At 65.8% G+C, this 14,501-nt stretch carries 14 protein-coding genes; all 14 read left to right on the forward strand.

Annotation, left to right across the window (positions count from 1 at the left end; translation table 11 throughout):
• Nucleotides 1-35: 35 nt before the first annotated feature.
• Nucleotides 36-812, forward strand: a complete 777-nt coding sequence (locus tag Q8O26_RS09200) for a cyclase family protein (RefSeq protein WP_305575210.1) — start codon at nucleotides 36-38, stop codon at nucleotides 810-812.
• Nucleotides 813-818: 6 nt separating this feature from the next.
• Nucleotides 819-1,811, forward strand: coding sequence for a fumarylacetoacetate hydrolase family protein (locus tag Q8O26_RS09205; RefSeq protein WP_305575211.1), 993 nt, complete (start codon nucleotides 819-821; stop codon nucleotides 1,809-1,811).
• Nucleotides 1,812-2,110: 299 nt separating this feature from the next.
• Nucleotides 2,111-2,920: an ABC transporter ATP-binding protein gene (locus Q8O26_RS09210; protein WP_305575212.1), complete on the forward strand. Its 810-nt coding sequence runs from the start codon at nucleotides 2,111-2,113 to the stop codon at nucleotides 2,918-2,920.
• A gap of 3 nt (nucleotides 2,921-2,923) precedes the next feature.
• Nucleotides 2,924-3,637: an ABC transporter ATP-binding protein gene (locus Q8O26_RS09215; RefSeq protein ID WP_305575213.1), complete on the forward strand. Its 714-nt coding sequence runs from the start codon at nucleotides 2,924-2,926 to the stop codon at nucleotides 3,635-3,637.
• Nucleotides 3,638-3,668: 31 nt separating this feature from the next.
• Nucleotides 3,669-4,574 carry a branched-chain amino acid ABC transporter permease gene (locus Q8O26_RS09220; RefSeq protein ID WP_305575214.1) on the forward strand — a complete coding sequence of 302 codons (906 nt, stop codon included), beginning with the start codon at nucleotides 3,669-3,671 and terminating at the stop codon, nucleotides 4,572-4,574.
• Nucleotides 4,575-4,576: 2 nt separating this feature from the next.
• Nucleotides 4,577-5,626, forward strand: coding sequence for a branched-chain amino acid ABC transporter permease (locus Q8O26_RS09225; RefSeq protein WP_305575215.1), 1,050 nt, complete (start codon nucleotides 4,577-4,579; stop codon nucleotides 5,624-5,626).
• Nucleotides 5,627-5,714: 88 nt separating this feature from the next.
• Entirely contained in the window at nucleotides 5,715-6,944 is a 1,230-nt protein-coding gene (locus Q8O26_RS09230; protein WP_305575216.1) for an ABC transporter substrate-binding protein, read from the forward strand.
• A gap of 74 nt (nucleotides 6,945-7,018) precedes the next feature.
• Nucleotides 7,019-8,569, forward strand: coding sequence for an AMP-binding protein (locus Q8O26_RS09235; RefSeq protein ID WP_305575217.1), 1,551 nt, complete (start codon nucleotides 7,019-7,021; stop codon nucleotides 8,567-8,569).
• Between the two features lie 66 nt (nucleotides 8,570-8,635).
• The gene (locus Q8O26_RS09240; RefSeq protein WP_305575218.1) at nucleotides 8,636-9,031 is read left to right on the forward strand and encodes a RidA family protein; all 396 of its coding nucleotides are present in this window, start codon (nucleotides 8,636-8,638) and stop codon (nucleotides 9,029-9,031) included.
• A 170-nt stretch (nucleotides 9,032-9,201) separates the two neighbouring features.
• Entirely contained in the window at nucleotides 9,202-10,440 is a 1,239-nt protein-coding gene (locus Q8O26_RS09245; protein WP_305575219.1) for an amidohydrolase family protein, read from the forward strand.
• A gap of 29 nt (nucleotides 10,441-10,469) precedes the next feature.
• On the forward strand, nucleotides 10,470-11,285 hold the full coding sequence (locus tag Q8O26_RS09250; RefSeq protein ID WP_305575220.1) for an ABC transporter permease: 816 nt from the start codon (nucleotides 10,470-10,472) through the stop codon (nucleotides 11,283-11,285).
• Nucleotides 11,286-11,288: 3 nt separating this feature from the next.
• On the forward strand, nucleotides 11,289-12,350 hold the full coding sequence (locus Q8O26_RS09255; protein ID WP_305575221.1) for an ABC transporter ATP-binding protein: 1,062 nt from the start codon (nucleotides 11,289-11,291) through the stop codon (nucleotides 12,348-12,350).
• 51 nt (nucleotides 12,351-12,401) lie between these two features.
• Nucleotides 12,402-13,466: a PotD/PotF family extracellular solute-binding protein gene (locus Q8O26_RS09260; protein ID WP_305575222.1), complete on the forward strand. Its 1,065-nt coding sequence runs from the start codon at nucleotides 12,402-12,404 to the stop codon at nucleotides 13,464-13,466.
• A gap of 18 nt (nucleotides 13,467-13,484) precedes the next feature.
• Nucleotides 13,485-14,357 (forward strand): ABC transporter permease, encoded by an 873-nt coding sequence (locus Q8O26_RS09265; protein ID WP_305575223.1) that lies wholly within the window; start codon nucleotides 13,485-13,487, stop codon nucleotides 14,355-14,357.
• Nucleotides 14,358-14,501 lie beyond the last annotated feature (144 nt).

Below are 14,501 nucleotides of genomic sequence, written 5' to 3' on the forward strand. Positions count from 1 at the left end.
GCGTATCCGATGACCAGCCCTCGAGGAGTTTCCCCTTGCCACGCCGCATTATCGACCTTTCGGTGGCGCTGCGCGCCGACATCGCCTCCGACCCGCCGAGCGCCCTGCCCGCCATCACCTATATCGACCACAAGCAGTCGGTCGCGCAGATCCTGCCCTTCTTCCCCGGTCTGACGCAGGACGACCTGCCTGGCGGCGAGGGATGGGCCGTCGAGCAGCTCAACGTCTCGACCCACAACGGCACCCATCTCGACGCGCCCTACCATTTCCACTCGACCACGGATGGCGGCAAGCCGGCCTGGACCATCGACGAAATGCCGTTGGACTGGTGTTTCCAGCGCGGCGTGAAGCTCGACTTCCGCCATTTTCCCGACGGCTACGTGGCCACCGCCGACGATGTCGAGCAGGAACTGGCCCGCACCGGCGTGACACTGCAGCCGCTCGACATCGTGGTGGTGAACACCGCCGCCGGGGCGCGCTATGGCGAGCCTGATTATGTCGGGCGCGGCTGCGGCATGGGCCGCGAGGCGACGCTCTGGCTGACCGAGCGCGGCGTCAGGATCACCGGCACGGACGCCTGGAGCTGGGACGCGCCCTTCGTCCACACGGCGCGCAAATATGCCGCGACGGGCGATGCCAAACTGATATGGGAGGGCCATCGCGCCGGCATGGTGCGCGCCTATGGCCATATCGAGAAGATGACCAACCTCGAGCAGTTGCCGCCGACCGGCTTCACCATCGCCTGCTTCCCGTTCAAGATACACAAGGCCTCCGCCGGATTCTGTCGGGCCGTTGCCATCTTCGAGGACTGAAACGCCATGAAGCTCGTCACCTTCGTCGGCTCGCATGGACGCGACCGCCTCGGCGCCATCATCGGGCCGGAGGGCGACGAGCACGTGCTCGACCTCGCCACGGCGGCCCACCGCGACCACGTCCCGGCCACCGCGTTCCGCTCCATGCTGTCGCTCATCGAGGCGGGTCCGCGCGCCCTCGACAAGGCGCGCCACCTCGCGGCGACGCACAAGATCGACGAGGACATCGCCCGGCCGCTGTCGCGGGTGCGGCTGCTGGCGCCGATCCCGGTGCCCCCGCAGGTGCGCGACTTCTCGGTCTTCCCCCGCCATATCCTCGATGCGCCGGTTGGGATGCGCCGGATCATCGCGCGCGCGAAGGGCGACGAGGCCGCCGCCCGGGCACTGAAGCCCGAAGCCGAGGTGCCGAAGGTCTATCGCGAGCGGCCGATCTACTACTTCACCAACCGTTTCTCGATCGTCGGCCCGGACACCGACATCGTCTGGCCCGACTATTCGACGCTGATGGACTACGAACTCGAATTCGCGGCGATCCTGTGGGGCGGCGGCTCCAACATCCCGGTCGGCGACGCCGGCGGGCATATCTTCGGCTACACGATCTTCAACGACTTTTCGGCGCGTGACGCGCAGCTCGCCGAGATGGCCGGCATGCTCGGCCCCGCCAAGGGCAAGAGCTTCGACGCCGGCAACGCCCTCGGCCCCTACATCCTCACCGCCGACGAGGTCGCCGATCCCTACAGCCTCGCCGCCACGGCGCGGGTGAACGGTGCCCTCTGGACCGACAGCAGCACGGCCGGAATGCTGCACTCCTTCGAGGACATGATCGCCTATGTCTCGCGCTCGGAAACGCTGCGGCCGGGCGAGGTCTTCGGCTCGGGAACGGTGAACGGCGGCTGCGGCCTCGAACACGACCGGTTCCTCGCCGAAGGCGACGTCATCGAACTGTCGGTGGCCAGGCTCGGCACGCTTCGCAACCGGATTCTCGTCGCCAGCGGCTGAGCCGAAGCGACCGGCGCCCCCCGCGGACGGCGAATTCGCCTCCGTCTTTGGAAAGAGGGCAGCGCCGCGATCCGGCCGGTCCATTTCGGCTAACGGAATGAAATTTCATTCTTTTGCCGGTTGTGGCTTTGAGTTGCGCTGCAACGCAAAACCACGTCCCGCACTGCGGTACGGCGACAAAGCGTCGCGGCAGGCATTGCAGCCACCGCGCATATCTGCCCACACTGCCTCCGACGATCAGGGTCCCGCCGAAAACGGCAGCGCAGAAAGCGCAGGGCTTCCAGGGAGGGTCGCGGCCCATGACATCCGTTGGCTTTGCCGACGCACACCCGGATTCCGTCAAGACGCCACTTTTGGCAGTCCGTGGCATTTCCGTCCGCTTCGGCGGCATCATCGCCCTGAACGGCATCTCGTTCGACGTGGAGGCCGGCCATGTGGTCGGTCTCATCGGCCCGAACGGCGCCGGCAAGACGACGCTCTTCAACTGCCTGAGCCGCCTCTATATCCCCAACGAGGGCGACATCCTCTTCCAGGGGCGTTCGATCATGAACGCCCCGCGCCACGCTATCGCGGCGATCGGGATGGGGCGCACCTTCCAGAATGTCGCGCTCTTCGACCGCATGTCGGTCCTCGACAACGTCAAGGTCGGTTGCCACAGCCAGACCCATGCGGGCTTCCTTCGCTCCGTGCTGCGGGCGAGCGGCGTCGCGGCCGAGGAAAAGGCGATCGAGGACCGCGCCCGCGAACTGGTCGCCTTCATGGGCCTCGAGCCCGTCGCGGCTTTGCCGGCCGGCCCCCTGCCCTTCCCCATCCGCAAGCGCGTCGAACTCGCACGCGCCCTCGCCGCAAAGCCCAAGCTTCTGCTCCTCGACGAACCGGCGGCCGGCCTCAACCACGAGGAGATCGAGGTCCTGAAGGAGCAGATCCGCCGCGTCGTCGAGATCCAGAAGGTCACCACGCTGCTGGTCGAGCATCACATGAGCCTGGTCATGTCCGTATCCGACAAGGTTGTGGCCATCGACTTCGGCAAAAAGATCGCCGACGGGACGCCAGCCGAAGTGCAGCGCGACCCCGAGGTCATCCGCGCCTATCTCGGGACGGGGGCCTGACCGATGGCGCCACTCCTCGAGATCAGTGGCCTCAGGGCCTATTACGGAGCGACGGAAGCCCTGCATGGGCTGAGCTTCTCCATTGCCCAGGGCGGCATTACCACCCTGCTCGGGGCCAACGGCGCCGGCAAGACGACGACGCTGCGGGCGATCAGCGGCCTCGTCCGCCGCGAGGGCAGCATCGTCTTCGACGGCCGCCCCATCGACCGCATGGCGACCGAGGACATCACCCGCCTCGGCGTCGCCCATGTCCCCGAGGGACGCGGCACCTTCGTCGGCCTGTCGGTCGAAGAGAACCTCAAGATCGCCAGCTACGGCCGGCGCGACAAGTCAGGGGTCAAGCGCGATCTCGACGTCGTCTTCACCTATTTTCCCCGCCTGAAGGAGCGCATCGCCCAGCAGGCCGGCACGCTCTCGGGCGGCGAGCAGCAGATGCTCGCCATTTCGCGCGCCCTGATGCTGGGCCCGCGCCTGATGCTGCTGGACGAGCCCTCCTTCGGCCTCGCTCCGCTCATCGTCCAGGAGATCTTCCAGATCATGCGGCGGATCAACGAAGAAGCCGGCGTGTCCATGCTGCTCGTCGAGCAGAACGCGGGGCTGGCGCTGAACCTCGCCGAGAACGCCTACGTGCTGGAAACCGGCAATGTCGTGATGGCGGGACCTTCGGCCGAACTGAAGAACGACGAGGGCATCCGCAAATCCTACCTCGGATACTGAGCCGGGGGCTGGAAGGCACAGAGGACGACGCATGGAACAGCTGATCCAGCAGATCGCATCGGGGCTCGCATCAGGCGCCATCTACGCGCTCGTGGCTCTTGCCCTGGTGATGATCTTCACGGCGACGGATCACCTGAATTTTGCCCAGGGCGAGATGGCGATGTTCTCGACCTACATCTGCTGGCAGCTCATCCAGTGGGGCTTCCCGTTCTGGCCGGCCCTCGGCTTCACCATTCTTTTCTCCTTCCTGCTCGGCGTCGCGATCGAGCGCATCATCCTGCGGCCGCTGCACAACGCATCGGTGCTCTCGATCGTCGTCGTCTTCATCGGGCTCCTCGCCATCTTCCATTCCCTGGCCGGCAGCATCTGGAGCCACACGATCAAGAACTTCCCGTCGCCCTTCCCGAACGTGACCTTCGCCGGATCCGGCTATATCGGCTCCCACCAGATCGGGATGATCCTCGTCTCGCTGCTGATGCTCTTCGCCCTCTACGCCTTCTTCCGTTTCACCCCGCTCGGCCTTGCCATGCGGGCGGCGGCGCAGAACCCGGTTTCGGCACGGCTCGTCGGCGTCAAGGTCGACTGGATGCTGGCGCTCGGCTGGGGCCTTGCCGCCGCGGTCGGCGCCGTGGCGGGCGCCATGGTCGCACCCGTCGTCTATCTGGAGCCCAACATGATGGCCTCCATCCTGCTCTACGGCTTCGCCGGCGCGCTGGTCGGCGGCATCTCCAATCCGGCTGGCGCGGTCTTCGGCGGGTTCCTGGTCGGCGTGCTCGAAAACCTCGTCGCCTATTTCGGCAACCTCACCGAGAAGACCTTCGGCATCTACATCGTCGGCAATGGCGAGAAGCTGACCGTGGCGCTGATCATCGTCATCACCATCCTCACCCTGAAGCCAGCCGGCCTGTTCGGCCGCACCACCGTCAGGAGGGTGTAGCCATGACCGCCATCACCACGGCCGCGCCCGCCGCTGCGGAGACCTCCCGCAACCTGACGCGCAGCATGCTCATCGGTCTCCTGCTGCTCGCCGCCGCCCTGCCCTTCATCGTCGGCAAGTCCGGCTTCATCTCCAATTTCACCTTCCTGCAGCTCAGCCTGATGATCGTCTATGCGATCGCGGTGCTCGGCCTGAACCTCCTGACCGGTTTCAACGGCCAGATCTCCCTCGGCCACGGCGCTTTCTTCGCAGTCGGGGCCTATACGGCGGCGATCCTGATCGAGCATTACGGCGTCAACTACTGGCTGACCCTGCCCGCCGCCGCGCTGATCTGTTTCGTGGTCGGCTATCTCTTCGGCCTGCCGGCCCTGAGGCTCGAGGGGCATTATCTGGCGCTGGCGACCTTCGGCCTCGCCATCGCCGTGCCGCAGATGCTGAAATACAAGCATCTCGAGCCGCTGACCAACGGTGTGATGGGCATCAACCTGCTCAAGCCCGACGCGCCTTTCGGGCTGCCTCTGTCGGGCGACCAGTGGATGTATCTGGTGGTGCTGATCGTCGCGGTCGCCATGTTCTGGATGGCACGCAACCTGCTGAACTCGCGCCCGGGCCGCGCCATGGTGGCGATCCGCGACCACACGCTCGCCGCCAGCACGATGGGCATCGACACGTCACGCTACAAGGCGACGGTCTTCGGCATCTCGGCGCTCTATGTCGGTGTCGCCGGCGCCCTGCACGCCATCATCTTCGAGTTCGTGTCGCCCGACAGTTTCCGCTTCGAGCTTTCCATCGCCATCCTCGTCGGCGCGGTGGTGGGCGGCGTCGCTTCCCTGCCCGGGGCGGTCATCGGCGGGATCTTCGTCCAGTTCATCGAGAAATATGCCGACGCCATGACGAAGAAGCTGACGCAGGCGATCCACCTGCCGCTCGAGCTGCAGCCGTGGACGCTCTACGGCATCACCCTCATCGTCCTGATCTACGTCATGCCGGGCGGCATTGCCGGAGGCCTCGCCGCCCTTTGGGCAAGACTCAGACGATCCCAGGGAGGCTGACCCACGCCTGGATTCCACTGCAGTGCATCGAGACGACGACCAAGCCAGAGCGGCCGCAGAAGACCGCAACTCACCCGGAGGACATCCCATGACTGAGTTGAAACGCAGAACCGTCATCGCCGGCCTCGGCATCCTCGCCGTGACGCCCGTCTTCGCGCCCGCCATTGCGCAGAAGCGCTACGACGACGGCGCCAGCGACACCGAGATCAAGATCGGCAACATCATGCCCTATTCGGGCAATGCCTCGGCCTACGGCGTCATCGGCCGAACGTCCGAAGCCGTCATGAAGATGGTCAACGATGCCGGCGGCCTCAACGGCCGCAAGATCACCTTCATCACCTATGACGACGGCTATTCACCGCCGAAAGCGGTGGAGATGGTTCGCAAGCTGGTCGAAGAGGACAAGGTCCTGCTCGTCTTCAATCCGCTCGGCACCCCGTCGAACACGGCGATCCAGCGCTATCTCAACCAGCGCAAGGTGCCCCAGCTCTTCGTCGCCACCGGCGCCTCGAAGTGGGGCAATCCGCGCCAGTTCCCCTGGACCATGGGCTGGCAGCCGGACTACGTCACCGAAGGCTCGATCTACGCCAAGCACATCCTGGCGACGAAGCCGGACGCCAAGATCGGCGTGCTGATGCAGAACGACGACTACGGCAAGGACTACTTCAACGGCTTCAAGCAGGGCCTCGGCGCCGCCAACGAGCGCAGGATCGTTCAGCTCTCGACCTACGAGGTCACCGACCCGACCGTCGACAGCCAGATGATCCAGTTGAAGAATTCCGGCGCCGACGTGTTCTTCAACATCACCACGCCGAAGTTTGCGGCGCAGGCGATCAAGAAGGCGGCGGAGATCGCCTGGAAGCCGGTCCACTACCTCAACAACGTGTCCTCGTCCTTCGGCTCGGTCCTCAAGCCGGCCGGCATCGACAATGCCCAGGGCATCATCGTCGCCCTCTACCGCAAGGATGCCAGCGACCCGCAATGGGTGAACTCGCCCGACGTCGTCGCCTGGAAGGCCTTCATGGCCAAGTACATGCCCAACAGCGACGTGCGCGACGACGGCCACAACTTCGGCTTCAGCGTCGCCCATACGCTGCTGCAGACCCTGCGCCAGGCCGGCGACAACCTGACGCGCGAGAACGTCATGAAGGAAGCGGCCAACATCAGGGCCTTCGAGTCGCCGCTGCTGCTGCCCGGCATCAAGGTCAACACCAGCCCGACCGACTTCTATCCGATCCAGTCGGTGCAGCTCGCCCGAGTCAAGGGCGAGAGCTTCGAGCTCTTCGGAAGCGTGTTGTCCAGCGAGAGCACGTCCTGAGGAGAGACCTGGCGGCGCGGGTCAGCCGCGCCGCCTCTTCCCCCACCACTCTGGCCCCGCGAGAAAGCGAACAGATGTATCCCGGGCATCACGCCAAGGCGTATCCGGACCGCGCCGCCTTCATCATGGCCGGCTCCGGGGAGACCGTCACGTACCGCGCGTTCGAAGAGCGGGCCAACCGCCTCGCCCATCTGCTCCGCGCCCAGGGCCTGCAACGCCTCGACCACTACGCGATTTTCATGGAGAACAATGCCCGCTACCTCGAATCCTGCAGCGCAGGCGAACGGGCGGGGCTCTACTACACCTGCATCAATTCCTACCTGCTGGCGGACGAGCTCGCCTACATCCTCAACAACAGCGAATCGAAGCTGCTGATCACCTCCCGCTCCAAGAAGGAGGTGGCGCTGCAGGCGCTGAAACAGTGCCCGAACGTGACGCTTTGCCTGATCGTCGACGGCGACCCGGCCGACACCGCCCATCCCGATTTCGTGACGACTGTCTCGAATTATCCGGCGACGCCCATCGCCGATGAATGGCTCGGCACGCCGATGCTCTACTCCTCCGGCACCACTGGCAGGCCCAAGGGCATCCTGCGCCCGCTGCCCGAAAACCCGCCCTCCGAGCCGCTGCCGCTCTACACTTTCCTCGACAAGCTCTGGCACTACCGCGACGGCATGATCTACCTGTCGCCGGCACCGCTCTATCATTCCGCGCCCCAGGCCGCCGTCGGCCTCGCCATCCGCCGCGGCGGCACCGTGATCGTCATGGAGCATTTCGATCCGGAGGCCTATCTGGCCCTGGTCGAGAAACACCGCGTCACCTACAGCCAGCTCGTGCCGACCATGTTCTCGCGCATGCTGAAGCTGCCGATCGAGGTGCGCGCGCGCTACGACCTGTCCTCGCTGGAGATCGCCGTCCATGCCGCCGCCCCCTGTCCGCCGCAGGTCAAGGAGGAGATGATCGGATGGTGGGGGCCGATCATCCATGAATATTACGGGGCGACCGAGGCCATGGGTTTCACGGCCTGTGACTCGGAGCAATGGCTGAGCCATCGCGGCACCGTCGGCAAGGTGCTCCTCGGCGACCTGCACATCCTCGACGCCGACATGGACCCGGCGCCGAAGGGCGAGCCGGGCGAGATCTGGTTCAAGACCGCCAATCCCTTCGTCTATTTCAACGATCCCGAGCGCACCGCCGCCTCGCGCTCGCCCGACGGCACCATGTCCACCGTCGGGGACGTCGGCTATGTCGACGACGAGGGCTACCTCTACCTCACCGACCGCTCGACCTTCATGATCATTTCGGGCGGGGTGAACATCTATCCGCAGGAATGCGAGAACCTGCTCATCACCCATCCCAAGGTCGCCGACGCCGCCGTCTTCGGCGTGCCCAACGAGGATTTCGGCGAAGAGGTGAAGGCGGTGATCCAGCCGATGCCGGGCCACGAGCCCGGCGAGACGCTCGCCGCCGAGCTCATGGCCTTCTGTCGCGACCACCTGTCGGCGCAGAAATGCCCGCGCTCCATCGACTTCATGGATGCGCTGCCGCGTCTGCCGACCGGCAAGCTCTACAAGAAGGCGCTGCGCGACCGCTACTGGGGCGACCGCAAGGTGCGCATCATCTGAACCGTCGCGCTTGCCAAGAGAGCCGGCCGGGGCTTCTCTGCCTGTTCCAGGGTTCGGACAATTGCCATGCAGCGTCAGGTCATCGAGGTCCCCGTCATTTCCGAGGCGATCCGCCGGCTCGGCGCGCCGACCTCTGCCCTGGTACGCGCCGGGGACCTGCTCTTCACCTGCGGCATGCCGCCCGTCGACATCCGGACCGGCGACATCGTCCAGGGTGATATCGCCACCCAGACGCGTGCCGCGCTCGATGCCCTGGAGGCCACCCTCGCCTTTGCCGGCTCCTCCCTCGCCCAGGCGGTCAAGACCACGGTCTTCATCACCGACCCGGCCCTGATGGGCACGGTGAATGCGATCTATCGCGAGCGCTTTCCCGCGGGATTCCCGGCCCGCACCAGCGCCGGCATCAATCCCTGGCCGGCGCCCTTCGACATCGAGATCGAATGCGTTGCGGTCATTCCGTGACGCCATCTTGCATCGGTGTATAAAATATGCGCCGATGCGCCGCGAGAGAACGCTGGTGCTGCGGCACTGGCTGAAACTAGGATAAGCCGGTCGCTCCCGTCGCAGGCAGCAGAGATTGCACCTGCAGGCCGGAACGTCCCAAGGACAGCCTGCCGCGTGAGGACCGCACCATGAGCCTGACCCTGTTCCGCAATTTCCGCCTCCTCGACCCGGCCATCGCCGACGAACTCGTCGACGGCTATGAGCTTCTGGTCGAGGGCGACACGGTCAAGGAGTTGTCCGACAAGCCTATCAAGGCCGCGAAGGCGCAGGTGGTGAATTGCGGCAAGCGCACGCTGATGCCGGGTCTCATCGACTGCCACGTCCATGTCATCGCCACCATGGTCAATATCGGCCAGAACGCACTGGTCCCTGATGCCCTCATCGCCTATCGCGCCGCCCGCATCATGAAGGGCATGCTCGACCGCGGCTTCACCACGGTCCGCGACCTCGGCGGCGCCACCTATCCGCTGGTCGAGGCCCAGGAGCAGGGCCTGATCGAGGCCCCCCGCCTCATCATCCCCGGCAAGGCCCTGTCACAGACGGGCGGCCACGGCGACAGCCGCTCGCGCTACGACCGCCGCGACCCCGAGACCTGGACGCGCACGCTCGGCTCCCTGGGCCGCCTCGCCGACGGCGTCGACGCCGTCAGGGTGGCCTGCCGCGAAGAGATCAAGCAGGGCGCCCATTTCATCAAGATCATGGCCAATGGCGGCGTCGCCTCGCCGAACGACCCGATCCACTTCCTCGGCTATTCGCGCGACGAGATCATCGCCGCCGTCGAGGAAGCGACAAATGCCGGCACCTATGTCGCCGCCCACCTCTACACCGACGAGGCGATCCGCCGCGCCGTCGAATGCGGGGTCCACAGCCTCGAACACTGCAACCTCATCCAGTCCAAGACCGCGAAGTTTGCTGCCGAGAATGGCGCCATCGCCTGCCCGACGCTGGTCACATATGAATATCTTGGCGTCGAGGGACCGGCCCTCGGTCTCGACCCGATCTCCGTCAGCAAGGTCGATACGGTGAAGGTCGCCGGCATGAAGTCGCTGGAGATCATGCACAAGGCCAAGCTCACCATGGCCTATGGCTCCGACCTCCTCGGCGAGATGCATCGCCACCAGTCCGAGGAATTCGTCATCCGCGGCCGCGTCCTGCCGGCCATCGAGGTGATCCGCTCGACGACCGTGCATGCCGCCAAGCTCTGCCGGCGCGAAGGCAAGATCGGCACGCTTCGGGCCGGCGCCTATGCCGACGCCGTGCTGGTCGACGGCAATCCGCTGAAGGACCTGTCGCTCCTCACCAAGCAGGGCGCGCATCTGGCCCTGATCATGCAAGGCGGGCGCATGCATAAGAACCAGCTCTCCTGATCGGAAGGCATGATGACGGAGCAGGCGGCATGATGGCGGACGGGCGGCTGGTGGGGCGGGTGGCACTCTACGGAGTCGCCTGGCTGACGCTCGCCTTCATCCTGATGCCGCTGGTCTTCGTCACCTGGCTCGCCTTCTTTGCCCAGGAGATTCCATCCTTTCCGCCGGAGGGCTACTCGCTGAAATGGTTCGGCGCCATCGCCGCCAACCGCAACTTCGTCACCGGCTTTTCCACGAGCCTGCAGGTGGCCGTCGCGGCCACGCTGATCGGCCTGCTGATCGCGGTGCCGGCGAGCCTCATCCTAGCCCGCCGGCAGTTCGCCGGCAGCGCCGTGCTCAACCAGTTCCTGCTGCTGCCGCTGGTGGTGCCCGGCGTCGTCATGGGCACCTCGATCTACGTCTTCCAGATCGAAACGGAGATCGCCACCGGCCTGCCGATTCTCGGCTCGCTCGGCGGCCTCGTCGCCGGCCATACCCTGCTGGTCATTCCCTGGACCGTGCGGCTCGTCACCGCGAGCCTGACGGGCCTCGATCGGGCAGCGGAAGAGGCCGCCCAGAGCCTCGGTGCCAATCAGTGGACGACTTTCTTCCGGGTCACCCTTCCGGCCATCCGGCCGGGTGTCGTGGCGGGCGCCCTGTTCGGCTTCGTCACCTCCTTCGGCAATCTGGAGATGAGCCTCTTCCTCGTCGGCCCGGGTCGCGTGACCCTGCCGATCGCCATCCTTCAATATCTGGAATGGAAGATCGACCCCACGGTTGCCGCCGTCTCCGTCCTGCAGATCCTCCTCATCGCGGTCGCCATGATCATCACCGACCGCTACGTCAAGCTTGCCCGAGTCGTCTGATCCATGGCCTCCCTCACCCTCGACGCACTGACCAAGCGCTACGGCGACAATGTCGTGGTCAAATCGGTCTCGCTTGCCGTCCGGGACGGCGAATTTCTCGTCCTGCTCGGCCCTTCCGGCTGCGGCAAGACGACGACCCTCCGCATGATCGCCGGCTTCGTGCCGCCGAGCGGCGGGTCGATGCGCATCGGCGACAAGGACATCACCACCCTGCCGCCATGGAAGCGCAACGCCGGGCTCGTCTTCCAGAGCTATGCGCTGTTCCCGCACATGACCGTCAATGAAAACGTCGGCTTCGGCCTCGACATGAGGAAGGTCGACCGGGCCGAGACCACGGCTCGCGTCGCCGAGGCGCTGCGCCTCGTCCGCCTGGAGGGCTTCGGCGAGCGCTATCCCCGCCAGCTCTCCGGCGGCCAGCAGCAGCGCGTCGCGCTGGCCCGCGCTCTCGTCATCCGGCCCGACGTGCTCCTCCTCGACGAGCCGCTCTCAAACCTCGACGCCAAGCTCCGTCTCGAGGTGCGTCTGGAGATCCGCGCGCTGCAGCAGCAACTCGGCCTGACCACGGTCATGGTCACCCACGACCAGGAGGAGGCGCTCACCATGGCCGACCGCCTCGTCGTCATGTCGGACGGCGCCGTGCGCCAGGTCGGGACGCAGTCCGACCTCTACGAGCGCCCCGCCGACCTCTTCGTCGCCGATTTCGTCGGCCGCTCGACGATGATCTCCGGCACCGTGGCAGGAGCCGGCGCGTTCCGCTCTGACGGCGGCCTGATGCTGTCCTGCCAGCTGTCGTCTGCCGAGGGGGCCGCGACCATCGCCCTGCGTCCCGAGCGCCTGACGCTCGGTGCGGCGGCACAGGGCCTCGCCAACCACGCCACGGGGAAGGTGACCTTCGTCTCCTATCTCGGCGCACTGCTCGACGTGCATGTGCGCCTCAACGACACCGACCATGTGGTCGTCCAGATCCCCAACCGCTCCGACGGGCATGTTCCGGCCGTCGGCGACATGATCGAGGTCGGCTGGCCGGCCTCGGCCTGCCTCGTGTTTCCGCGCGAGGTCGCCTGAACCATGCGGCATTCCGCCGCCAACTGGGAAATCCAGAAGGGAGAAGTCGACATGTCCACATTCACCAAGGGAATTGACCGGCGCACGACGCTGAAGGGCCTCGGCCTCGCTGCCGCCGGCGGCCTTCTGCCGGGTGCCGCCGCCACGCCCGTCTCGGCGCAGGCCGCCGGCCGGATCGTCGTCGGCACCTGGGGCGGCGACTATGCCCGCCTGCTCGCCAAGAACGTCGAGGAACCCTTCCTCAAGTCGAAGGGCTTCGAAGTCGTCCAGGACCAGGCCTCAGATGCGCCGCGCCGCGCCAAGATGGTCGCCGAGCGTCGCCTGCCGCGCGGCACGACGGACATCCAGGGCCTCTCCGCTGCCCAGATGTTCGAGATGAACGCCGCCGGCGTGGCCGATCCGATCGACTATTCCAGGCTGAAGAACGCCGGCAACCTCATTCCGATCGCCAAATATCCCTACGGCGTCGGCCACATCATCTCGGGCAAGGTCATCGTCTACAATCCGAAGATGGTGACCCCGGCACCGACCGCCTACAAGGATTGCTTCGATCCGAAATACGGCAACAAGCTCGGCTTCATCGACATCCAGTATCAGTTCGTCATGCTCGCCGCCGGTCTCGCCGCCGCCGGTGACATGACCGCGCTGGAAAAGGGCAAGGAGCTTCTCCTCGCCGCCAAACGTGGTGGTGCCCGCATCTATCCGACGAACGAGGCCTTCGCCCAGGCGCTCAAGACGGAAGAGATCTCCATCGGCATGATGTGGAAGGCCCGCGCGGTGCAGTGGCAGAATGCCGGCATCACCGTGGAAGCCGCGGCGCCGAGCGAGGGCACCATGGCCTATGTCTCCGGCTTCATGATCCCGAAGAACGCCCCGAACAAGGCCGGCGCCTATGCCTATATGGACGCCATGCTGGAAAAGACCGCGCAGGAGAATTTCGCCATCGACATGGGCTTCGGCCCCACGGTGACCAACGCCGCGGTCGCCCCGGACCTGCAGAAGCGCATCGGCTTCACCGAGGAGGAGAACAAGAAGATGCGCGACCTCGACTACGACTTCCTCGCCAAGAACGACGCGGCGATGAAGGAGTGGTGGGACAAGGTCTTCAAGGCCTGATCGGAGGCTCGGCTCGCCATGGCGGCAGTTTCAACGCGTCCGGTCGGCGAGCCCGGCAATCTCACGGCGGCGGGCCTTCTCGTGCCCGCCACCATCTTCGTCGCGATCGGCCTCATGGTGCCGATCGCGATCCTCTTCCGCTACAGCCTGAACGCCTTCGTGCCGGGCCAGTTGATGGTCGACGCCCTGACCGTCGCCAATTACGTCAAGTTCTTCACGGACCCCTTCTACCTGCAGGTGCTCTGGCGCACGGTGCGCGTCGCCGTCGCCTGCACGGTCTTCTGCCTGCTCTTCGGCTTTCCGCTGGCCTATGTGCTGGCGCGGACGCAGTCGCGCTACAAGAACCTTCTGGTGATGGCGATCATCCTGCCGCTCTTCGTCGGCAATGCCGTCCGCGCCGCCGGCTGGATGGTGGCCTTCGGCTCCAAGGGCTTCGTGAACTCGACGTTGATGAGCATGGGTCTGATCTCCCAGCCCCTCGAGATCATGTACACGGAACTCGCGGTGGTCATCGGCATCATCGCCGTGAACCTCCCCTTCATGGTGCTGACCCTGCAGAGCGTCATCGAGGGCATCGACCGCAATGTCGAGGAAGCCGCCTTCTCACTCGGTGCCTCGCCCTTGACCATGGCGAGGCGGGTGCTGTTTCCCCTGGCGCTGCCCGGCATCCTCGCCGGTGTCATCCTCACCTTCATCCTGGCGATGAATGCCTATGCGACGCCGGTGCTGCTCGGTGGTCCGAAGTTCCAGACCATGGGGCCGCTGGTCTTCTCCACCTTCGCCCAGCAGAACAACTGGCCCTTCGGCGGCGCGGTGTCCTTCATCCTGATGACGGCGACGCTCATCCTGACCATCGCCTCCAGCCTGCTGATCCGCCGCCGCTACGCCTGAGCCAGGGTCACGATCTCCGCCGCCAGCTCATCCTGCGGCCGCCCGGCATCGAACCTTTGCCAGCCGATCGCCCCAAGATCGTAGCCGAGCTGCGCCTCGACGACGGCGACCGTCGCGTCCGAAGGGTCGCCGCGCCGCGCCGCG

The sequence above is a fragment of the Phreatobacter sp. genome (assembly GCF_030691135.1).
In the GTDB taxonomy this organism is placed as follows: domain Bacteria; phylum Pseudomonadota; class Alphaproteobacteria; order Rhizobiales; family Phreatobacteraceae; genus Phreatobacter.

What these genes read in the sequence shown, in the direction of transcription:
- Q8O26_RS09205 (WP_305575211.1), top strand. Translation starts at nt 819, where the DNA reads ATGAAGCTCGTCACCTTCGTCGGCTCGCATGGACGCGACCGCCTCGGC.
- Q8O26_RS09210 (WP_305575212.1), top strand. Translation starts at nt 2,111, where the DNA reads ATGACATCCGTTGGCTTTGCCGACGCACACCCGGATTCCGTCAAGACG.
- Q8O26_RS09245 (WP_305575219.1), top strand. Translation starts at nt 9,202, where the DNA reads ATGAGCCTGACCCTGTTCCGCAATTTCCGCCTCCTCGACCCGGCCATC.
- Q8O26_RS09265 (WP_305575223.1), top strand. Translation starts at nt 13,485, where the DNA reads ATGGCGGCAGTTTCAACGCGTCCGGTCGGCGAGCCCGGCAATCTCACG.
- Q8O26_RS09230 (WP_305575216.1), top strand. Translation starts at nt 5,715, where the DNA reads ATGACTGAGTTGAAACGCAGAACCGTCATCGCCGGCCTCGGCATCCTC.
- Q8O26_RS09260 (WP_305575222.1), top strand. Translation starts at nt 12,402, where the DNA reads ATGTCCACATTCACCAAGGGAATTGACCGGCGCACGACGCTGAAGGGC.
- Q8O26_RS09235 (WP_305575217.1), top strand. Translation starts at nt 7,019, where the DNA reads ATGTATCCCGGGCATCACGCCAAGGCGTATCCGGACCGCGCCGCCTTC.
- Q8O26_RS09240 (WP_305575218.1), top strand. Translation starts at nt 8,636, where the DNA reads ATGCAGCGTCAGGTCATCGAGGTCCCCGTCATTTCCGAGGCGATCCGC.
- Q8O26_RS09220 (WP_305575214.1), top strand. Translation starts at nt 3,669, where the DNA reads ATGGAACAGCTGATCCAGCAGATCGCATCGGGGCTCGCATCAGGCGCC.
- Q8O26_RS09255 (WP_305575221.1), top strand. Translation starts at nt 11,289, where the DNA reads ATGGCCTCCCTCACCCTCGACGCACTGACCAAGCGCTACGGCGACAAT.
- Q8O26_RS09225 (WP_305575215.1), top strand. Translation starts at nt 4,577, where the DNA reads ATGACCGCCATCACCACGGCCGCGCCCGCCGCTGCGGAGACCTCCCGC.
- Q8O26_RS09250 (WP_305575220.1), top strand. Translation starts at nt 10,470, where the DNA reads ATGATGGCGGACGGGCGGCTGGTGGGGCGGGTGGCACTCTACGGAGTC.
- Q8O26_RS09215 (WP_305575213.1), top strand. Translation starts at nt 2,924, where the DNA reads ATGGCGCCACTCCTCGAGATCAGTGGCCTCAGGGCCTATTACGGAGCG.